General features: G+C 55.7%; 21 protein-coding genes. 6 read left to right on the forward strand and 15 right to left on the reverse strand.

The window, feature by feature from the left end:
• Positions 1-18: 18 nt before the first annotated feature.
• Complete coding sequence (gene phoB, locus KK102_RS07835; protein ID WP_008503265.1) at positions 19-708, reverse strand: phosphate response regulator transcription factor PhoB; 690 nt, start codon at positions 706-708, stop codon at positions 19-21.
• A gap of 187 nt (positions 709-895) precedes the next feature.
• Between phoB and sbcD the strand changes: the two genes are divergently transcribed.
• Both sbcD and sbcC read left to right on the forward strand, forming a co-directional pair.
• Positions 896-2101 carry an exonuclease subunit SbcD gene (sbcD, locus tag KK102_RS07840; RefSeq protein WP_126543935.1) on the forward strand — a complete coding sequence of 402 codons (1206 nt, stop codon included), beginning with the start codon at positions 896-898 and terminating at the stop codon, positions 2099-2101.
• On the forward strand, positions 2098-5229 hold the full coding sequence (gene sbcC, locus KK102_RS07845) for an exonuclease subunit SbcC (protein ID WP_216357320.1): 3132 nt from the start codon (positions 2098-2100) through the stop codon (positions 5227-5229). The genes sbcD and sbcC overlap by 4 nt, the downstream gene beginning before the upstream one ends.
• A 96-nt stretch (positions 5230-5325) precedes the next feature.
• Here the strand turns inward: sbcC and mak are convergent, their stop codons facing one another.
• Positions 5326-6231: a fructokinase gene (gene mak / locus KK102_RS07850; protein ID WP_126543933.1), complete on the reverse strand. Its 906-nt coding sequence runs from the start codon at positions 6229-6231 to the stop codon at positions 5326-5328.
• A 123-nt stretch (positions 6232-6354) separates the two neighbouring features.
• On the opposite strand from mak, the gene rdgC reads away from it, so the two are divergent.
• Positions 6355-7269: a recombination-associated protein RdgC gene (gene rdgC / locus KK102_RS07855; protein WP_013095820.1), complete on the forward strand. Its 915-nt coding sequence runs from the start codon at positions 6355-6357 to the stop codon at positions 7267-7269.
• Between the two features lie 48 nt (positions 7270-7317).
• Here the strand turns inward: rdgC and ppnP are convergent, their stop codons facing one another.
• From ppnP to KK102_RS07880, 5 genes are all read right to left on the reverse strand, one after another.
• Positions 7318-7605, reverse strand: coding sequence for a pyrimidine/purine nucleoside phosphorylase (gene ppnP / locus KK102_RS07860; RefSeq protein ID WP_042716688.1), 288 nt, complete (start codon positions 7603-7605; stop codon positions 7318-7320).
• A gap of 71 nt (positions 7606-7676) precedes the next feature.
• Positions 7677-8354 carry an AroM family protein gene (locus KK102_RS07865; protein WP_126543932.1) on the reverse strand — a complete coding sequence of 226 codons (678 nt, stop codon included), beginning with the start codon at positions 8352-8354 and terminating at the stop codon, positions 7677-7679.
• 237 nt (positions 8355-8591) lie between these two features.
• Entirely contained in the window at positions 8592-8783 is a 192-nt protein-coding gene (gene yaiA, locus KK102_RS07870; protein ID WP_010428011.1) for a protein YaiA, read from the reverse strand.
• 44 nt (positions 8784-8827) lie between these two features.
• Positions 8828-9352 (reverse strand): shikimate kinase AroL, encoded by a 525-nt coding sequence (gene aroL / locus KK102_RS07875; protein ID WP_216357321.1) that lies wholly within the window; start codon positions 9350-9352, stop codon positions 8828-8830.
• A gap of 145 nt (positions 9353-9497) precedes the next feature.
• Positions 9498-9956: a YaiI/YqxD family protein gene (locus KK102_RS07880; protein WP_126543930.1), complete on the reverse strand. Its 459-nt coding sequence runs from the start codon at positions 9954-9956 to the stop codon at positions 9498-9500.
• Positions 9957-10061: 105 nt separating this feature from the next.
• On the opposite strand from KK102_RS07880, the gene proC reads away from it, so the two are divergent.
• Positions 10062-10871 (forward strand): pyrroline-5-carboxylate reductase, encoded by an 810-nt coding sequence (gene proC, locus KK102_RS07885; protein WP_126543929.1) that lies wholly within the window; start codon positions 10062-10064, stop codon positions 10869-10871.
• Between the two features lie 16 nt (positions 10872-10887).
• On the opposite strand, the gene adrA is transcribed toward proC, so the two are convergent.
• The 6 genes from adrA to KK102_RS07915 form a co-directional block, all read right to left on the reverse strand.
• Entirely contained in the window at positions 10888-11991 is a 1104-nt protein-coding gene (gene adrA, locus KK102_RS07890) for a diguanylate cyclase AdrA (protein WP_216357322.1), read from the reverse strand.
• Positions 11992-12093: 102 nt separating this feature from the next.
• Positions 12094-12414 carry a phosphate starvation-inducible protein PsiF gene (psiF, locus tag KK102_RS07895; RefSeq protein WP_126543927.1) on the reverse strand — a complete coding sequence of 107 codons (321 nt, stop codon included), beginning with the start codon at positions 12412-12414 and terminating at the stop codon, positions 12094-12096.
• A 92-nt stretch (positions 12415-12506) separates the two neighbouring features.
• The gene (gene phoA, locus KK102_RS07900) at positions 12507-13922 is read right to left on the reverse strand and encodes an alkaline phosphatase (protein WP_216357323.1); all 1416 of its coding nucleotides are present in this window, start codon (positions 13920-13922) and stop codon (positions 12507-12509) included.
• Between the two features lie 99 nt (positions 13923-14021).
• Positions 14022-14282 (reverse strand): anti-adapter protein IraP, encoded by a 261-nt coding sequence (iraP, locus tag KK102_RS07905; protein ID WP_042716702.1) that lies wholly within the window; start codon positions 14280-14282, stop codon positions 14022-14024.
• 206 nt (positions 14283-14488) lie between these two features.
• The gene (locus KK102_RS07910) at positions 14489-15703 is read right to left on the reverse strand and encodes a multidrug efflux MFS transporter (protein WP_216357324.1); all 1215 of its coding nucleotides are present in this window, start codon (positions 15701-15703) and stop codon (positions 14489-14491) included.
• A gap of 168 nt (positions 15704-15871) precedes the next feature.
• The gene (locus tag KK102_RS07915) at positions 15872-16555 is read right to left on the reverse strand and encodes an extensin-like domain-containing protein (RefSeq protein WP_126543924.1); all 684 of its coding nucleotides are present in this window, start codon (positions 16553-16555) and stop codon (positions 15872-15874) included.
• A gap of 102 nt (positions 16556-16657) precedes the next feature.
• On the opposite strand from KK102_RS07915, the gene ddlA reads away from it, so the two are divergent.
• Positions 16658-17758, forward strand: a complete 1101-nt coding sequence (gene ddlA, locus KK102_RS07920) for a D-alanine--D-alanine ligase (RefSeq protein ID WP_126543923.1) — start codon at positions 16658-16660, stop codon at positions 17756-17758.
• Here the strand turns inward: ddlA and KK102_RS07925 are convergent.
• A complete protein-coding gene (locus tag KK102_RS07925; protein ID WP_126543922.1) occupies positions 17755-17991 on the reverse strand; it encodes a DUF2754 family protein in 237 nt (78 codons plus the stop codon). The genes ddlA and KK102_RS07925 overlap by 4 nt on opposite strands.
• A 248-nt stretch (positions 17992-18239) precedes the next feature.
• Between KK102_RS07925 and KK102_RS07930 the strand changes: the two genes are divergently transcribed.
• On the forward strand, positions 18240-18542 hold the full coding sequence (locus KK102_RS07930) for a DUF2755 family protein (RefSeq protein ID WP_108415685.1): 303 nt from the start codon (positions 18240-18242) through the stop codon (positions 18540-18542).
• Here KK102_RS07930 and KK102_RS07935 read toward each other — a convergent pair.
• Positions 18539-19636: a DUF1615 domain-containing protein gene (locus tag KK102_RS07935; RefSeq protein ID WP_126543921.1), complete on the reverse strand. Its 1098-nt coding sequence runs from the start codon at positions 19634-19636 to the stop codon at positions 18539-18541. The two genes, KK102_RS07930 and KK102_RS07935, sit on opposite strands and share 4 nt — an antisense overlap.
• Positions 19637-19646: the final 10 nt, after the last annotated feature.

A 19646-nucleotide genomic window follows, 5' to 3' on the forward strand; every position in this document is an offset into this window, starting at 1 on the left:
TCACACTCCTGTCACTGTTCAGAAACGGGTCGAAAAACGATAACCCGTGCCGCGGACCGTCTGCACCATGCGATCGTGACCGCTCAGCTCCAGCGCTTTACGCAGGCGGCGAATATGCACATCAACCGTCCGGTCTTCCACATACACGTTAGTTCCCCAGACGTTATTCAGCAACTGCTCGCGGCTGTAGACGCGTTCCGGGTGGGTCATAAAGAAGTGCAGGAGTTTGAATTCGGTAGGCCCCATGTCGAGGGGATTTTCGCCCGTCATCACGCGGTGTGAGGTGGGGTCAAGGCTCAGCCCCTGCATCTCAATCACCTCTTCTACCGCCATCGGCGAGATGCGGCGCATTACGGCTTTAATGCGGGCCACCAGCTCTTTGGGGGAGAAGGGCTTGGTGATGTAGTCGTCCGCGCCGGTTTCCAGACCGCGCACGCGATCCTCTTCTTCACCGCGCGCAGTCAGCATGACCACCGGAATATCGCGGGTCAGCGCTTCACGCTTCAGGTGTTTGATAAACTGCAGTCCGGAGCCGCCAGGCAACATCCAGTCCAGCAGAATCAGATCGGGCCAGGGTTCATTCAGCTGGTTCACCGCGCTGTCATAATCTTCCGCTTCAACCGGCTGGAAGCCGTTTTGCTCGAGCACGAAGCACACCATTTCGCGAATTGGAGCTTCATCTTCTACGACCAGAATACGTCTCGCCATACTTTGCCCTGTCTTATCTTATTTAAGTTACAAGTTTGTAATGCGGCGTCATTATGCGTCAGATTTATGACAGATTTATGAAAAACCATACCACCATAAATGGCAAACTGTTGTTTTATTACAGCGGTTATTTTCCACTTCCTGAGCGTTTATAATCGCCATCAACTCTTTTCGCCACGGATCAGCTATGCGCATACTTCACACTTCAGACTGGCATCTGGGTCAAAACTTTTACAGCAAAAGCCGGGCGGCGGAGCACGAAGCCTTCCTGAACTGGCTGCTGGAGACGGCACGATCGCATGACGTCGATGCGATTATTGTCGCGGGTGATATCTTCGATACCGGATCTCCTCCAAGCTATGCGCGTGAGCTCTATAACCGTTTCGTGGTAAACCTGCAGCGGACCGGCTGTCATCTGGTGATTGTCGCCGGAAACCACGATTCTGTGGCCACGCTGAATGAGTCCCGCGATATTCTGGCGTTTCTCAATACCACCGTGGTGGCCAGCGCCGGGCACGCCCCGCAGATCCTGAAAAAACGTGACGGCACGCCGGGCGCGGTGCTGTGCCCCATCCCGTTTTTGCGTCCGCGCGATATCGTGCAAAGCCAGGCGGGACTTTCCGGCGGCGAAAAGCAACAACATTTATTACAGGCTATCACCGATTATTATCACCAGCAGCATACCGATGCCTGCGCCCTGCGCGGCGAAACGGCAATCCCGGTGATTGCGACCGGGCATCTCACCACCGTTGGTGCCAGTAAAAGTGACGCCGTACGTGACATCTATATCGGCACGCTGGATGCCTTCCCGGCGCAGAACTTCCCGCCAGCCGACTACATCGCGCTCGGGCACATTCACCGCGCGCAGATCGTCGGCGGCTGCGAGCATATCCGCTACTGCGGCTCGCCCATTTCACTCAGCTTCGATGAAACAGGCAAAGCCAAATCCGTGCATCTGGTCAGTTTTACCGACGGTAAACTCAGCGCTGTCGAGACGCTGGACGTGCCCGTTACCCAGCCGCTGGCGGTGCTAAAAGGCGATCTGGCGGCCATCACTGAACGGCTTGAGCAGTGGCGTGGCGTCGAGCAGACTCCGCCCGTCTGGCTGGATATCGAAATCACCACCGATGACTATCTGCACGATATGCAGCGAAAAATCCAGGCGCTGACCGAAGATTTGCCGGTAGAGGTCTTGCTGGTGCGCCGCAGCCGGGAGCAGCGCGAGAAAATTCTGTCAGGTGCACAGCGTGAAACGCTCAGTGAACTGCGGGTGGAAGAGGTGTTTGAGCGCCGGTTGTCTCAGGAAGAGATTGACGACGCGAAGCGAGTAAGGCTCAACGAGCTGTTCACGCATACCCTGCATGCGCTCAATGATGAGGAAGAAAACGCATGAAAATTCTCAGCCTGCGTCTGAAAAACCTAAACTCTCTCAAGGGCGAGTGGAAAATCGACTTTACCGCTGAGCCGTTTGCCAGCAACGGTCTGTTTGCCATCACCGGCGCGACCGGTGCCGGGAAAACCACCCTGCTCGACGCCATCTGCCTGGCGCTTTACCACGAAACGCCGCGGCTGCAAAAGGTCTCTCAGGCGCAAAACGACCTGATGACGCGCGACACCGCCGAGTGCCTGGCGGAAGTGGAGTTTGAGGTAAAAGGCATCGCCTATCGCGCGTTCTGGAGCCAGAACCGCGCGCGCAATCAGCCTGACGGGAACCTGCAGGCCCCGCGCGTGGAGCTGGCTCGCTGTGAGGACGGAAAAATCCTCGCCGACAAAGTGACGGATAAACTGGAACAAACGGCAGCACTTACCGGGCTGGACTACGGCCGTTTTACCCGCTCGATGCTGCTCTCTCAGGGACAGTTTGCCGCCTTCCTGAATGCCAAACCGAGCGATCGCGCGGAGCTACTCGAGGAACTTACCGGCACCGAGATCTACGGCCAGATTTCCGCCATGGTGTTTGAAAAACACAAAGCCGCGCGCAATGCGCTTGAGATGTGCGAAGCGCAAGCGGCGGGCGTTGTCCTGTTGAGTGAAGAACAGCAGCAGCAGTTGCAGCAAAGTTTGCAGGCACTTACTGACGAAGAGAAAACCCTGCTGGCGCAGCAGCAGAACCATCAGAAAGCATTTCAGTGGCTTACGCGCAGCGAAGAGCTTATCCGCGAACAGCAGCGCGCCGCGACCTTACAGCAGCAGACGCAACAGGCGCTGACTGATGCAGCCCCCGACCTGGCAAAACTCCAGCTCGCGCAACCCGCGTCCCAGCTCCGCCCGCTGTGGGAACATCAGCAAGAACAGGCATCACGCCTGGCGCAAACGAAGCAGCGTATTGTTGAAGTAAATACTCGCTTACTGGAAAAAACCGCCTTGCGCTCGCGGATCCGCAACGGCGCTTTACATACTCATACGCAGCTACAGACAGAACTGGCGACACTGGCACAGTGGCTGACAGACCACGATCGGTACCGCCTGTGGGGCCAGGAGATTGCAGGCTGGCGGGCCCACTTCTTTCAGCTTAATCGCGATAAAAATCAGCTGACTACGCTTGCTGCGCGCATCGCTGAATTACGCCATAAGCTGACCGGTCTGCCAGAAAATTCCCTCACGCTAACGGCTGACGAGGTCGCATCGGCGATGGAGCAACAGGCGCAAACCCGCTCGACGCGCCAGCGCCTGACCTCCCTCCATGCCCGCTATCAACCGCTGCAAAAACGTCAGCGCCAGAATGCCGAAAGCGTACAAAAAGCACAGACCGGGCTGATCGCGCTTAACGAAACGCTGGCACAGCGCCGCCAGCAGTATAAAGAAAAAAACCAGCATTATCTGGACGTTGAAACACTCTGCAGGCAGGAAGAGAAAATCAAAAGCCTTGAGGCGGAGCGTGCTCAACTCCAGGCCGGGCTACCTTGCCCGCTGTGCGGCTCCCCTACCCATCCCGCCGTGACGGCATACCAGGCGCTGGAGCTCAGTGAAAATCAACGCCGCCGCGACCAGTTAGCAAAAGAGGTTGCCGCACTTAAAGATGAAGGTTTGTTAGTTCTCGGCCAGGTTAACGCTCTGTCACAGCAGATCCAACGTGAGACAGACGAAGCGCAGGCGCTCTCTCAGGAAGAGCAAGCGCTAACTAAAGAGTGGCTGGAGGTGTGCGCCTCTCTGAAGATTACGCTGAATATTCAGGAGGATATTGCCCCCTGGATGAGCGAGCAGGAGCACTACGAGCAGCAGCTTTATCAGCTCAGCCAGAGTTTGACCCTACAAACCCAGCTTAGCGAGCAGGAAGAACAGGAGCGTCAGTACCAGCAGCAGCTGGCGGCGACGCGCCAGGCAGTGGAAACATCCCTGCGTACGCTGTCGCTGGGAATTCCGGATGCAGGCACTGAATCCGTCTGGCTCGCCTCACGTGAAAGCGAATACGCGCAGTGGCAGGAGAAACAGACCCAGCATGGCGCAACGCTGGAACGTATTAACGCCCTGACGCCGCTGCTCGACACCCTTCCGGCAACGGAGGCCACTGAAGCCGAAACGGCGATCCCCGCGAACTGGCGCGAAATACACGACGAATGCGTGTCGCTGCAAAGTCAGCTTACCGCGCACCAGCAGCAGGAGGCGCTGGAGAACGAACGTTTGCAGCAGTCACAGGCGCAATTCAACACGGCGCTGGCGGCAAGTTGTTTTGAGGATCAAGACGCGTTCCTTTCTGCGCTGCTGGATGCCGACACCGTTCGACGCCTTGAGCAGCAGAAGCAGACGCTGGAAAACCAGGTGCAGCAGGCGACAGTGCTCTTCGCGCAGGCGACCCGGCAGCGAGAGGACCATCAGGCGCTGCGCCCGGAAGGGCTGGACGCCGATGTTCAAACATTACAAACGCAATTGCAGCAACTGGCACATCAACTTCGTGAGAACACCACGCATCAGGGTGAGATCCGCCAGCAGCTCAAGCAGGACAGCGATAACCGTCAGCACCAGCAGGCGCTGATGCAGCAAATAGAAGAGGCCGCGCGCCTGGCGGACGACTGGGGCTACCTGAATTCCCTGATTGGCTCCAGCACCGGCGACCGATTCCGTAAATTCGCTCAGGGGCTGACGCTGGATAATCTGGTCTGGCTCGCTAATCAGCAGCTTAACCGTCTGCACGGGCGTTATCTGCTGCAGCGTAAGGCCAGCGACGCGCTGGAGCTGGAAGTGGTCGATACCTGGCAGGCGGATGCGGTGCGCGATACCCGTACGCTCTCGGGCGGCGAAAGCTTCCTGGTGAGCCTGGCGCTGGCCCTGGCGCTGTCGGATTTAGTGAGTCACAAGACGCGGATCGATTCCCTGTTCCTCGACGAAGGATTCGGCACGCTGGACAGCGAAACGCTGGATACCGCGCTGGATGCGCTCGACGCGCTGAACGCCACCGGCAAAACCATCGGCGTGATCAGCCACGTTGAGGCGATGAAAGAGCGCATTCCGGTGCAGATCAAGGTGAAGAAGATCAACGGCCTGGGGTATAGCAGGCTGGATAAGGTGTTTGCGGTGGAATAAATGGGGGCGGTGCGGTCTGGTGCCCTCACCCTGACCCCCTCCCACAGGGAGAGGGTACAAACATTAAAAACGGCAACGCAAGTTGCCGTTTTGCGTTTATTCGGGCCATAACCACGCCGCGCCGCGCACGCCGCTGGAATCCCCGTGCACCGCTTTGCGGATCGGGGTTTCGCATTCACCGCCGAAGACCCACTGCTTCATCAGGTTCGGCACCGTGGCGTAAAGCCGATCGACGTTGCTCATGCCGCCACCCAGCACTATCACATCAGGATCGAGAATATTCACCACGTGGGCCAGCGATTTCGCCAGCCGCATTTCGTAGCGGCTCAGGGCCAGCTCCGCCACCGGATCCTGCTCTTCAACCAGACGCATAATCTCATTCCCCTTCAGCGGCTGCCCGCTCAGGCGATGGTAGTCCGTAGCAAACCCTGTACCGGAAATAAAAGTCTCGATACAGCCCTGCTTTCCGCAGTAGCACGGCACTTCCGCGCGATATTTAAGTTCGTCTTCGTCCATCCACGGTAATGGATTATGCCCCCACTCGCCCGCCGTGCCGTTGCCACCAATGTGGGCGCGACCGCCGAAGGCCACACCTGCGCCGCAGCCCGTACCGATAATCACCGCAAAAACGGTCTGGGCGCCTGCAGCTGCACCGTCGATAGCTTCCGATACCGCCAGACAGTTGGCATCGTTAGCCAGACGCACATCGCGTTTAAGACGCGCACTCAAATCTTTATCAAACGGCTGGCCGTTGAGCCACGTAGAGTTGGCATTTTTCACCACGCCGGTGTACGGCGAGATCGACCCGGGGATCCCCATACCAACGCTGCCCGTCTGCCCTGTTGCCTGCTCGGCCATCTCGACCAGCCGGGCAATCGTCTCGATAGTCTGGTGATAATCATCACGCGGGGTAGGCAAGCGGTGGCGAAACAGCTGCTCCCCCTGCTCGCTCAACGCAATCACTTCAGTTTTGGTGCCGCCCAAATCGATCCCAATACGCACAAGAGACTCCTCATTATTTTGATTATCAACAGAGTAGAAGCCGCCTACCCGATTAGCAATGCAAGCGATGCGACAATTCGTTATCATGCCCGCTGATTTAACGACAAGGCCGTGGAAATTATCATGCTGTGGTTCAAAAATTTGATGGTTTACCGTCTCAGCCGCGACGTTTCGCTGCGTGCAGAAGAGATGGAAAAACAGTTAGCCGCTTACACCTTTTCCCCTTGCGGTAGCCAGGATATGGCAAAAACCGGTTGGGTTCCGCCAATGGGTTCACAAAGCGATGCCCTGACCCACGCCAGCAGCACCGGTCAAATCATCGTTTGTGCGCGTAAAGAGGAAAAAATCCTCCCTACGCCGGTCGTCAAGCAGGCGCTCGAAGCGAAAATATTCAAGCTGGAAGCCGAACAGGGCCGCAAGCTGAAAAAGACCGAAAAAGATTCGCTGAAAGACGAAGTGCTGCACTCCCTGCTGCCGCGCGCGTTCAGCCGCTTCAGCCAGACCATGATGTGGATCGACACCGTAAACGGGCTGATCATGGTGGACTGCGCCAGCGCCAAGAAAGCAGAAGACACGCTGGCCCTGCTGCGCAAAAGCATCGGCTCTTTACCGGTCGTTCCGCTGGCGCTGGAAACGCCGATTGAGCTGACCCTGACCGAGTGGGTACGCAGCGGGACTGCCGCGCAAGGTTTCCAGATCCTGGATGAAGCGGAGCTGAAAGCCCTGCTGGAAGATGGCGGCGTGATCCGCGCGAAAAAGCAGGATCTGGTGAGCGACGAGATCGCCGTACACATCGAGGCAGGGAAAGTCGTCACTAAACTGGCGCTCGACTGGCAGCAGCGTATTCAGTTCGTAATGTGCGACGACGGCTCGGTGAAGCGTCTGAAGTTCTGCGACGAGCTGCGCGATCAGAACGAAGATATCGACCGGGAAGATTACGCCCAGCGTTTTGACGCGGACTTTATCCTGATGACCGGCGAGCTGGCCGCGCTGATCCAGAATCTGGTGGAAGGTCTCGGCGGCGAAGCGCAGAGATAACAGGCAAAACGCAGGCCGGGTAAGCGTGAGCGCCACCCGGCTTATTTTTTATTTCAGGTAGCGGCACAGATAAGAGGTAGGTTCAGCAACCTGCAGATGGAATTCACTGTGGGCAGGGACGTTGAACACTTGCCCGGCAGCGTAAACTTTCCATTCCGTTTCACCCGGCAGTAAGACGTTCAGCGCGCCGCTAACAACCGTCATCTCTTCTGCTTCCGCAGTGCCAAAGGTGTATTCCCCTTCCGCCATAACGCCGACACTGGCGCGGCCAGTGCTGCTGCTGGTAAAACCAATGGATTTCACTTTACCGGAAAAGTATTCGTTACTTTGAAGCATGAACTGGCCCTTATATTTATAGATAAAAATCCACTATAGGGGCCATGCTCATGGCCTGTCACGCAAAATCATTACACCAGTAATTCAGACGCCAGACGCGCCATCAGAACATTAGACAACAGCACCGGTATATCGAGTGCTCTTTGCAGCAAATCGCGATGGTGCTGATGAAAGCCGAGACAGTCCAGAATCAACACATCCGCGCCTCTCTCCATAAGCTCTCGCCCTGCGGCAATGAGCGCTTCTTCACTGTCCCAGAACGGATTAGCCAGCGCATAGAGCGGGACTTTTTCCAGCACGTGCCATTTTGCCTCCTGGTTGTCCATGAGTTCCTCGATGGGAACAATGACTCCCACCTGATGACCGTCGACAATCGAGGCCACCAGCGGCGGAATAATTCTCATCGGTTCCAGCAAAATCGCATTACGCGCAACCAGTCCTGTTATCGGAGCGGTGCTCATTAATAAAATGACGTCATAACCCTGATTATCGAGCACTTCAATAACCCCCTGAAGCGCGCGCTCGATTTTCTGGCGTGACACATGCGCCAGTTTACCGTCACTTAATAACGTCGCCAGGGGATCCTCCCCTTCATCCACCGCGTAGTCTTCCATGACCTCTTCACGACTCATCTTACCCAACAGGCTAAGATGAGCGATCTGTTGTTCAGAGACATGCTCGGTTAAGAGCGGTAATACTTCGCTTACAGGGACCACACCAATAGTGAGGATCGCCAAGGTCGCCTTCATTTTGATCGCCTTCCATTACTACCACAACCGTTACACAGGTACAGGCTCACTACGCTGCACCGTTCGTTTTTTCAACAAAACAGCACCAAGCGTAGCAGGGGATCTCTGCACCGAAATGTAAAGATCCCAGGCCCATGTTGAATCACCCTGTAATAACTAAATATTAACCCGTGCTTAACATTCACGATGCGTTAAAAGTGTGATTCAGGCACGGTTTTGCGTGGTTTAGGAATTTAATCAGGACTTATCGGGATCTTCGTAGCGCCGTTTCGCATCCAGCGCTTCTTGTTCGGTTTCATGTTCGCTGATCAGCGAATCGGGTTTGGGGTGATCGGCACGCAGCTGATACCAGGTCACGGTGTGGTCGGCATGACCTTTTTCGACGGTGACAATGCGTGCTTCACGCGGATAGGGAGGTCTGGTTGGCATAGCTCATCCTTTTTTTATGTCTGAGCTATGAGTATAGACGGCAGTTAGCTGGCGCAGGCCAAACGAAGGGCGGTAATAATCTGAATAACAACCTCTTCAGGTGAAGCAGAGGCATCCACAACGTGGTGTGCCGCCTCGCGGTATAGCGCATCGCGTTCCGCCAGCACCTCGCTCACCTCTTCCCTGAGCGGCTTCGCGGTCAGCGCAGGGCGCTGCCCCTCTTCCGGAAACGCTTCAAGACGTCCAACCAGGGTAGAGACCGCTGCGCAGAGATAAATCACAATCCCTTTTTCGCGCATAAACTGCCGGTTGTACTCCGCCAGAATGATGCCCCCTCCCGTTGCAATGATAGTCGCAGGCGACGTTACTGCTTCCAGCGCGGCGGTTTCACGCGCGCGAAAGCTCTCCCAGCCCTCTTTTTCGACAATCTCTGCGATGCTTTGAGCCGCATGTTCCTGAAGCCAGCGATCGGTATCAACAAATTGACTCTGGCACACGCGCGCCAGTTCCAGGCCAACGGTGGTTTTCCCACAGCCGCGAGGGCCAACTAAAAAGATGGGTGGGTTCATAACCAGGTGTTTCCCCTTGATGCCGGAAGGCTGAAAACTGTAAAGAAATGATTGCAGAAGATGTTGCGTTTACTTTACTGCAAAGCGGTACGGGATGACAACCCTGTGGAGGCCACACTGTACCACATTTTGACAATGGTTATCATTACGCCGTGCGGCGCTTCACTTCCAGCAGCCATTTATCCAGCTCGGCAGCAAACTGCTGGCGGTCACGCTGGGACAGGCTATCCGGCCCGCCGGTCTGCACGCCGCTGGCGCGCATGGTGTCCATAAAATCGCGCAGGGTGAGCTTTTCGCGAATGGTCGACGGCGAATAACGTTCACCGCGCGGGTTCAGCGCTGCCGCCCCTTTCTCCAGCACCTCTGCGGCCAGGGGAATATCCGCCGTGATCACCAAATCCTCGGCGCTGCACAGGCGCACAATCTCATTATCCGCCACGTCGAACCCGGCCGGTACGCGCAAAGAGCGGATGAACCGGGAAGGCGGCACGCGGATATTCTGGTTCGCCACCAGCGTTAATGGCATCTGCACGCGCTCGGCGGCGCGGAACAAAATCTCTTTAATCACATTCGGACAGGCATCCGCATCAACCCAAATTGCCATATTGTCACCCTTGTATCGCATTGACGGCTATTGTCGCCTGCTTTTCGTTGTTAAGCTATAAGCCTATCAATCAGAGATAACAACGCATAATAACGGAGAGACGTGATGGACAAGAAAATCGGGTTTATCGGCTGCGGTAACATGGGCAAAGCCATCCTGGGTGGCCTGATCGCCAGCGGGCAGGTACTGCCGGGACAGATTTGGGTCTACACCCCATCACCGGATAAAGTCGCGGCGTTGCGTGATGAGTACGGTATCAACGCCGCCGAAAGCGCACAGGACGTCGCCCAGGTCGCGGATATCGTCTTTGGTGCCGTGAAGCCGAACATCATGATCAAAGTGCTGAGCGATATCACCTCCAGCCTGAATAAAGAGACGCTGGTGGTGTCCATAGCCGCCGGTGTGACGCTCGACCAGCTGGCTCGCGCACTCGGTCACGACCGTAAAATCGTCCGCGCGATGCCGAATACCCCTTCTCTGGTCAACGCCGGGATGACATCTATCACCCCTAACGCGCTGGTCACCGCCGAAGACGTGGCGGATGTCCTGAATATTTTCCGCTGCTTCGGTGAGGCCGAAGTCATTTCTGAATCAATGATCCATCCGGTGGTCGGCGTAAGCGGTTCAGCCCCCGCGTATGTCTTTATGTTTATTGAAGCGATGGCGGATGCCGCGGTGCTGGGCGGTATGCCGCGCGCGCAGGCGTATAAATTTGCCGCGCAGGCCGTCATGGGCTCTGCCAAAATGGTGCTGGAGACGGGTAAACACCCGGGTGAACTGAAGGATATGGTCTGCTCTCCGGGCGGCACAACGATTGAAGCCGTGCGCGTGCTGGAAGAGCGCGGATTCCGTGCTGCCGTCATCGAGGCGATGGCAAAATGCATGGAAAAATCAGAGAAGCTGAGTAAATCCTGATAAACAGAGCCGGGCGTCAGGCTGCCACTTCGGTGCGGCTTCGTCCGGCATTTTTAGCTTTATAGAGGGCAACATCTGCTGCTTTTAACCATTCGCGGTAGTGGCCGAATTGCGGTCCCCAGGGGGCAACCCCGACGCTAATACGGATCCTCTCTGACGGTGCTCCGGGTAGCGGCATGTTCACCAGACGTTCATGTACGCGGGACATCGCGGCAATGGCGCTTTCCGCAGGCGTGCCGGACATAATCACGGCAAATTCATCCCCACCGAAACGGCCAATAAAATCACGCGAGCGTAGCGTCAACTGCAGCTGGCGGGTGATAGCCACTATCGCTTCATCGCCGACGTCATGGCCCCATGTATCGTTAATGCTCTTAAAGTGATCGATGTCGATGAGCAATATCGTCGCCGTTTGATGGCTGCGACGGCATTGCTCATATTCATTGCGTAAAAGCGTTTCCCAGTGGCGGCGATTGAACACCCCCGTCATCCCGTCGCGCGTGCTCATTAGCTCAAGCCGCCGCTTATGCTCAGCCAGCCGAACCGCCGTCCGGTGACTGACCCAGGCAAACAGCATCGGGTACAGCATCAGAACCGGTAGCGTCAGCCACCACTCCAGCGGCTCAGAGTAAAGCGTAATCATGCTGCCGTTCAGCTGCAGCGTGACCAACGCGGAAAACAGGATAATGATAATACCGGCAATAAACAGCCGAAAACCGCCCGATCCCATCATATTCATGCCGATCATCATAACCAGCGCCGCCGTGGGCAGCGCATTCAGACCCATCAGGCCAATCCAGACCCCGGCAATGATTGCATCTACCTTCAGGTTAACGATTTCACTGCAAAACGGTTTGGGTGAACGGCAGGCAAGTTGCCAGGCGAGATGCGGCCAGACGAAGGCCCACCCCACCAGTAATAGCCACCAGCCGCCCGGGAGAAAATGGGTAACCAGCACACCCGCAATCGGGAAAAACATGGCTGCCAGCCCCACCACGCGCGCCAGCCGGATCCGCCGGCAGAATCGTATCCCGGAGCGGTGTGAGTCATCCTGAGAAAGATGTTTATTCCACTCTTCCTGAATGCTCGCTTTGTTGTAATAGATTTCATCATTCATCATTTTTGGGAATATTCTGAAACATTTTCCCAAATTATAGAGAGGGGGATGTCGGGGAAAGTATGAAATTTCGGGTGAGCCGCGACGGCAACTCACCCGTTAGAACTACGCTTTTTTCTTCAGACAGGCGCTCATGAACTTACTGCGGTCATCCCCTTTCAGGGACTGCTCTGTTGCCTGCGCATTACACTCGCGCATTTTTTGCTGCTGCGGCGTCAGGCTTTTTTCGTTCGGTTTCGAGGCACCGTTTTTAAGGCAGTCGCTCATGTAGGTCTTACGGGCATCGCCCTTCAGAGATTGTGAGGTCGCCTGTTGATTGCAGGTTGTCATACGCTGCTGTTGGGGCGTTAAGGTCTTTTCTTCCGCATTCGCAGAAGCCATTAAGAACACGCCGGAGAGTAAGGTAACCAGTATTGTCGTTTTCATTGCACTATCCTTTATGTGAATTTCCACTCTAAGTCTGGTTCGTGACGGGAAAAATACCACCCGGCAGCCACGATTTCCGCCGGGTGACGAACTTATTTCAGTCCCAGCGCGGCCTTCATGGTGTAGAACAGATCGGTCTGGTCAGTCAAACCCACCACGTTCGCAGCATGTGGACCGTACGCCGCGATGCGCAGCTGTGTGCCGGTATGTTCCATAGACTCTTCTTCAGAATTGCCATAGCTCATCACCATCACGGCACCGTCTTTGGTCGTCAGCGCCTGCGTCAGACCGGGTGCTTTGGTATCGGGAGGGATAATCTGGCTGGAGTGCGCGTGGTCAGCGGTGACCACCACCAGCGTGTTACCGTCTTTCTTCGCGAACTCGAGCGCTTTTTGCACCGCTTCGTCGAGATCCACCGTTTCGCCAATCTGTCCGCACGGGTTCGCCGCATGGTCTTGCTTATCGATTGACGCCCCTTCTACCTGCAGGAAGAAGCCTTTTTCGCTCTTGCTCAGCAGAGAGATGGCTTTGTCCGTCATCGCCGCCAGCGTTGGAACGCTGTCATTCCGTTTCGGGTTTGGCGTACAGGTCACCGCCGGTTTATCGATATTGCCGTGGTACGAGGCTTTTGGCCCTTCCCAGCGCACCGGCATGTTGCCGTCAGAGAACAGCCCCAGCAGCGGCTTGTCCTGGTTTGCTTCGGTAATCGCCGCCAGAGAAGCCGCATCGCTCACCAGCTGATAGCCGCGCGCCTGCGCCTGCTCGCGCAGCGTTTTGCCCTGCCACTCGCCTGCCGTCGCCGTTTCGGCAAAGGTTTTCGCGCCGCCGCCCAGCGTCACGTCAGGGCGCGCGTTCAGCATCTGTTCGGTAATCGAGCCTTTACCGCCTTTTTCCAGCGCATTGGTTGGACATTTTTCGCTGGTCACCGACGGGCCATAGCATTTACGCGAGGTCACGTGCGACATCAACGCGGCCGGGGTGGCATCCTGAAGCTCGGCGGTAGAGACGTTGCCGGTTGCCAGCCCCGCCGCTTTCGCCATTTCCAGAATAGTTTGATGATCTTTCTCGTGGATATCGACGCCCAGCGCACCATTATAGGTTTTCACACCGGTTGCCCACGCCGTTGCTGATGCGGCTGAATCCGTGACGTAATCCGGTTTACCGGTTTTTTTATCCAGCGAGTAATGGGTATATTGTCCCGTCAGAGGCAGCGCATCGATGCCTTTAAAATAGCCGCCCGCCCCTTCGGCATAATTTCTCGCCGCCGTAATTTCGGAATCCCCCATTCCGTCGCCAATCAGCAGAATAATATTTTTAGCGGGGTTTCCATTCAGAGAAGCTCGAATGGCGGCAGTCTGATCCTCGGAGAGACGGCGAGCACCACCGGGCTGGGTGATATCTCCCTGCGCAGCACGATGTTCAAGGACGTTCATATTCGCGGTTTCAGCGTGAATAGCGGGGGCAAATAACAGTGGGATTAATGCGATAAAAAGCGCGCTCTGTTTCACTTTATTTTCTCCATGTACAAATACATAAAAATAAAAACAGAGCGACTATAGGCAACCGGCATGACATTTCTATGACAGCCCGTCACGCATTGTGACAGTTTAGCTGCGCGGATGCCTTAACAGCTTTTTTATGTATTGATGGAGCATTTCGGCGTCCTCAGGTGGAACCTGTGAATCAGGTTTGGCGTTGTCCAGCGCGCTTTCAATGCTGTCAATTAACGCCTGTTGATCCTGGGCAGCCATATGTCTGAGTAGCGCGGTGACGACTATTTCCAGCGCCTCAACCTGGGCGACCAATTCTTTTGACTCTTCTTCCTTTTGTGCAAGCTTAACCAACAACTCAGTAATGAGATTCTTCATGGTGCTATTTCCTTGTGGGTTTTTCCTGAAATTAGCACTCTCAATGATTTATGCAAAGAGGAGAAAAGTATTATCTTATGCAAAAGTGACGTTACGTCAAAAATAGCGTAGCGCGCACCGCAGCGAAACGTTTTTCTATAACAACAGGCCGCTTTTTGTTATATAAAAAAGCGGCAGCCATAAAAATATATAATACATCCACAGTGTTAACGGGCTCCTTTTGCCTCCGCTAATTGTCTGCGACGACGCAGTGCAATAGCCAGCTGGATAATATTTATCAATACCACCACTGCCGTCGCGGCAAATACCCAACGGAAACCGGCCATCGCGGAAACGGATGCACCAATAAGCGGACCTGCGACGTTGCCCAAATACATAAACGACTGGTTGTAACCAAAAATACGCCCGGTGACCTGGTCACTGGAATATTTCACCAGCAGTGTTTGCACGGCGGGCAACATGGCCCCATCGGCAAAGCCAAGCAAGAAGCGCAGTACGCCAAGCTGAAGCGGGGTCGTGACGAACGACATAGCGAAAAAGAGAATGACCGCAAATATCAGCGTGGCCATCAGGATGCGCGCCGTGCCAATCCTGTCGCCCAGTTTGCCAAGCCGCGGCGCAGAGATCAGCGCCGACACGCCGGGCACCGCCGCAATCAACCCCGCGAGAAAAGCGATATTGTTGCTGTCTGGCTCCATCGACTTGATAAACAGCGCCAGAATAGGCCCGACGGAACCATTACACAGCTGGATCACCATGGTGGTGACAAAAAGGCTGATCATCAGACCGGGATAAGGCAGCGAGGCAAAGACCGCCCTGCCGCTCAGGCGTTCTGATTTGCTGACAGCGGGACGGCCCCCTTCTTTGATCAGGAAAAGCGTCACCAGAAAACTGATCACCAGCAGTATCGCGGTGATGAAAAATACCGCGCGCAGCCCCACATGATCCGCGAGGAAGCCCCCCAGCAGCGGACCGCCGATGACGCCGCTGATCTGCGCGGTAGAGAGCGTACTCAGCGCCCAGCCGCTACGTTCACGCGGCACCTGCGAGGCCACCAGCGCCATCGCGTTGGGAATATACCCGGAAGTCAGCCCCATGATTGCCCGCAGGATAAACAGCTGCCAGACGTTGGTGGCAAAAGCCTGAAGCAAAATGGCGATCGCCATCCCGAGGGATGCACGCAGCAGCATCAGCTTGCGGCCTTTTCTGTCCGCCAGGCTCCCCCACATCGGCGAGACGATGGCCGAAACCAGAAACGTGACGCTGAACGTCAATCCTGACCACATAGAAAGGGCTTCATGGGAGGTCACCCCCAGCTGAGACACGTACAGCGGCAGAAAGGGTAAAATCTGGCTAATGGCCAGTCCGGTAAAGAAACAGCCGAACCAGACCGAGATGAGGTTAACTTTCCAGGATTCCATAACAGAATAGTCTTCATTTTTAGGCGAATTCGCCGACAGATTAGCAAGTTACGCGCGTTGACGTCGCACCAGAGATGCGGCCTTACTGACTTTGGTGTTTTATCTTCCCAGTCATCATATTTGTGAAACAAGTCACAAACTATCCACTTTCTGACGAAAGATTATGCTTCAGCGACACAGGCCGAAGCCGCGCATCCCTAGATGGAAATGATTAGCGTGGGCCGCGTTATATTCTGGCCCCAGACCGTTACCGTAATACCCACAGCTTGCCGCCAGCAGGGCCTGAAGCCAGGGCTGGGTTCTAGCCGATGGCCAGCCCGTCAGAATGGTGATCCGCTCACCGTTTGCCAGCCGAAATGCGCTGATGTCCAGCGCCTCTGCCGTGGCATGTTCACTGCGACGCGCATCCGGGCGGCCGTAAATATTACGACAGGCATAGCTTCCCAGATGGTCGATGCGCGTAAGCTCGCTGCCCATCCAGCTTTTCGTCAGCGGCCGTGCCTGCTGGCTGACAAACAGCGCAGAGCTTAATGCCAGTGGACAGCTGGCCAGAAAACTGCTGTTCAGGCTGACCGGACCGAAGTTACTCACGCGCACCACGTTACTGAGCGGGCATGCTCCCGCGCTGTCAGCCACCGGCTGCGTGCGGATAAGTGCTCTTTGATTTGCCTCGGTTAACAGGCTTTCGCAGGCCTCCGGCGTTAAGCGCCGTAGCTTAAACTGGGTGATTTTTCCGGGAGGATCGTCAAGGGTAAGCGGCGTAAAAGGGTTGTAATGAGACGGCAACCAGCGATAACCCGCCGTTGCGACAGCCACAATAATGAAAACGGTTAGCAGACTTTTTCCTTTCACGCGCCCCCCACGATAACCCCAAAACATTATGGCAGAAGGCCGCGAAACCCGCAGGGCATCGTGGTATGTTATTGGCTTTTCGACAGACTGGAAGAGAGTGAGATGGCAAAGCAGCGCGTAGGTATTGTCTTTGGGGGAAAATCAGCAGAGCACGAGGTGTCATTGCAATCGGCCAAAAATATTGTCGATGCGATCGATAAAAGCCGTTTCGACGTGGTGCTGCTGGGGATTGATAAACAGGGTCAGTGGCACGTCAACGATGCCAGCCAGTACCTGATCAATGCCAACGATCCGGCGCACATCGCCCTCAATCCTTCAGAAACCAGCGTCGCGACCGTACCAGGCCTGGTTCAGGGGCAATTTATCGACGCCGGTAATGCGCAGGCGCTGGCTCAGATTGACGTTATTTTCCCTATCGTGCACGGCACGCTGGGCGAAGACGGCTCTTTGCAGGGGATGCTGCGCATGGCGAACCTGCCGTTTGTCGGCTCCGACGTGCTGGGCTCCGCCGCCTGTATGGATAAAGACGTTACCAAGCGTCTGCTGCGCGATGCCGGGTTGAATATTGCGCCGTTCGTCACGCTCACCCGCGCCAACCGCGAGAAATTCGATTTTGCGCGTCTTTCCGGCCAGCTCGGCCTGCCGCTGTTCGTCAAACCGGCGAATCAGGGCTCCTCGGTTGGCGTCAGCAAAGTTACCACCGAAGCGCAGTTTACCGACGCCGTGCGTCTGGCGTTCGAGTTTGACCATAAGGTGGTGGTTGAACAGGGTATCAAAGGCCGCGAAATTGAGTGCGCCGTGCTGGGGAATGATTTCCCACAGGCGAGCACCTGTGGTGAAGTGGTGTTGAACAGCGATTTCTACTCTTACGATACCAAATACATTGATGATAAAGGCGCGCAGGTTGTGGTACCTGCGGTTATCGATCCGGTCATCAACGATAAGATCCGCGCGATCGCCGTAGAAGCCTATCAGGCGCTGGGCTGCTGCGGCATGGCTCGCGTTGATGTGTTCCTGACGCCGGAAAATGACGTGGTCATTAACGAGATCAACACGCTGCCAGGCTTCACCAACATCAGCATGTATCCGAAGCTGTGGCAGGCCAGCGGAATGAGCTATCAGGCACTCATTACCCGCCTGATCGAACTGGCGCTGGAGCGTCACGCCGCTGACAGCGCCCTTAAAAGCTCCGTAAACGGTTAATCGGCTTTCTTCACCGTTTCCGTCTCTTCCGCTGTCGTCTCTTCAGGACGGCGGCGGATAATCAACCCCGCCAGCCAGAAACTGATGACCCAGGTGACCAGCCCCACGGCATAGGTTTGCCAGCCTTTTGCCTCAAACCCCAATAGCCCCACAACACCGTTAAGAATAAAGATCAGCCCGATAGCAAAGGCGTAGTAATGCCAGTCACGGCGTAGTTTGGACGTGAGCTTCATAACAACTCCGGCAGGAAAAAAAGACATCCTCTCACAGTTTTGTGGCCGGGTCTGTGGCGAATGCGGAAATTCTGAAACGCGACGCAATTTCACTTAAGTGATCAAATTGTGATGTGATGCAGAAATCATCAATCCAGGAGCATTCCTGAGGGTAAATTACCACGATTCTGATATTGACAAATGCGATGACCTGTCAAACTCACCCTATACGAAACGTATAAAACAGAGTGACATTTCGGGAGGTCTTTATGGCTGATTTTACATTGTCGAAACCGATTTTTGGCGGCAAACAACCCAAAACCTCCACGGCGGGTAATATCGCCTATGCCCTGTTTGTGCTGTTTTGCTTCTGGGCAGGCTCACAGCTTCTCAACATGCTGGTTCATGCGCCTGGCGTTTATGAACACCTGATGCAGGTCCAGGACAGCGGACGCCCGCGAGTTGAGATCGGTTTTGGGGTCAGCACCCTGTTTGGCCTGGTCCCCTTCCTCGTCGGGTGCATGATTCTTGGCGTCATTGCCCTGGTGCTTCGCCTGCGTCGTCGTTTCTAAAGCCCCATACAGCGAGCCCGGCGGTCATCGACGCGTTTCGCGAACCATGCGGTAGTCAGGTTACGCGTGATCTTCGGGCTCTCGAGCTGAATGCCGGGCAGGATAGCCCTCGGTAACGCTTTTCCACTTTTCTTCTCTGCCAGCGCAAAGACCTGCTGATACAAATCCGTTTTCTCAAACGCCAGACTGTCGCCCTTCTCCAGCTGACGGCGAATGTCGCTATTGCTCATATCCAGCTTTGTCGCCAGTTTGCGCACTGCACGTTCGGTTGTCCCCGCTTCGCTGCTGCCGTAGGCAATCAGATCGCCATCCAGCGCCAGTTTCACTCCGGATGCCCGGCTCACGGCATTCTGGAAGGCTGCGTTCCGGCTGGCATACCAGCCCGCGTTAAAGTCTGCAAAGCGGTACAGCGGCTCGCTGTAATTCGCCGGGTAGTTAAGAAGGTGATAAGTGCCAAACCAGAGCCCGCCGCGCAGGGAGAAGACCTCCTGACGCACCGTACCGTCGATTTTCCAGGGATAACCGTCGGTATGTTTTTCTGCAAACGCGATGCTGACCTGCATCGGACCGCCGGTGTGCACCGGATTAAGCGAGCCAAACAGTTTTTGCCCCATCGGCACCATGTTGATGAAGTCATCAAAAATGGCGCTTAGCTGTTTCTCGGTTTTTACCGTATCCAGCCGATCGCTGTAGCTTTTGCCGTTTGGCGAGGTGATTTTAAGCGCGGTATGGACCAGGAACACCGGGATATGCATCGATTCCGCGCGGCGGTCGATCTCTTTCCAGGCAATTTTGTTCAGCCCCGGCACGACCGGGTCTGACTGGTACATGGATTCCTGCTGCGCCACCGCCAGCACCGAGCAGATATTCTCCTCGGTAGGGGCAATTTTCTGGCTTTCAAAGGTCTTTGCCAGCGCGTCCGCCCACGCATTGCGATCCTTCACGCTGGAGGGCATTTTTTGCCGGACAACGCTCGCCACGTCCACGGGCTTTTCCCCTTTTTTGAGTGGCGCGGCCCCCTTCTCGGCACAGCCTGCCAGCACAAGAGCGGCCAGCAAGGACAACGGTAACGCGCGCGGTACGGCAAAAGACATAGCAACTCCC

Source organism: Enterobacter quasimori, assembly GCF_018597345.1.
Taxonomy (GTDB): Bacteria; Pseudomonadota; Gammaproteobacteria; order Enterobacterales; family Enterobacteriaceae; genus Enterobacter; species Enterobacter mori.

Bases quoted from the DNA above. Each gene is read 5' to 3' on its own strand.
- ddlA (WP_126543923.1), top strand. From the start codon at position 16,658: ATGGCAAAGCAGCGCGTAGGTATTGTCTTTGGGGGAAAATCAGCAGAG.
- aroL (WP_216357321.1), bottom strand. From the start codon at position 9,352: ATGAACCCACCCATCTTTTTAGTTGGCCCTCGCGGCTGTGGGAAAACC.
- rdgC (WP_013095820.1), top strand. From the start codon at position 6,355: ATGCTGTGGTTCAAAAATTTGATGGTTTACCGTCTCAGCCGCGACGTT.
- yaiA (WP_010428011.1), bottom strand. From the start codon at position 8,783: ATGCCAACCAGACCTCCCTATCCGCGTGAAGCACGCATTGTCACCGTC.
- psiF (WP_126543927.1), bottom strand. From the start codon at position 12,414: ATGAAAACGACAATACTGGTTACCTTACTCTCCGGCGTGTTCTTAATG.
- phoB (WP_008503265.1), bottom strand. From the start codon at position 708: ATGGCGAGACGTATTCTGGTCGTAGAAGATGAAGCTCCAATTCGCGAA.
- KK102_RS07865 (WP_126543932.1), bottom strand. From the start codon at position 8,354: ATGAAGGCGACCTTGGCGATCCTCACTATTGGTGTGGTCCCTGTAAGC.
- KK102_RS07910 (WP_216357324.1), bottom strand. From the start codon at position 15,703: ATGGAATCCTGGAAAGTTAACCTCATCTCGGTCTGGTTCGGCTGTTTC.
- KK102_RS07930 (WP_108415685.1), top strand. From the start codon at position 18,240: ATGGCTGATTTTACATTGTCGAAACCGATTTTTGGCGGCAAACAACCC.
- adrA (WP_216357322.1), bottom strand. From the start codon at position 11,991: ATGATGAATGATGAAATCTATTACAACAAAGCGAGCATTCAGGAAGAG.
- proC (WP_126543929.1), top strand. From the start codon at position 10,062: ATGGACAAGAAAATCGGGTTTATCGGCTGCGGTAACATGGGCAAAGCC.
- sbcD (WP_126543935.1), top strand. From the start codon at position 896: ATGCGCATACTTCACACTTCAGACTGGCATCTGGGTCAAAACTTTTAC.
- ppnP (WP_042716688.1), bottom strand. From the start codon at position 7,605: ATGCTTCAAAGTAACGAATACTTTTCCGGTAAAGTGAAATCCATTGGT.
- KK102_RS07935 (WP_126543921.1), bottom strand. From the start codon at position 19,636: ATGTCTTTTGCCGTACCGCGCGCGTTACCGTTGTCCTTGCTGGCCGCT.
- iraP (WP_042716702.1), bottom strand. From the start codon at position 14,282: ATGAAGAATCTCATTACTGAGTTGTTGGTTAAGCTTGCACAAAAGGAA.
- KK102_RS07880 (WP_126543930.1), bottom strand. From the start codon at position 9,956: ATGGCAATTTGGGTTGATGCGGATGCCTGTCCGAATGTGATTAAAGAG.
- sbcC (WP_216357320.1), top strand. From the start codon at position 2,098: ATGAAAATTCTCAGCCTGCGTCTGAAAAACCTAAACTCTCTCAAGGGC.
- KK102_RS07925 (WP_126543922.1), bottom strand. From the start codon at position 17,991: ATGAAGCTCACGTCCAAACTACGCCGTGACTGGCATTACTACGCCTTT.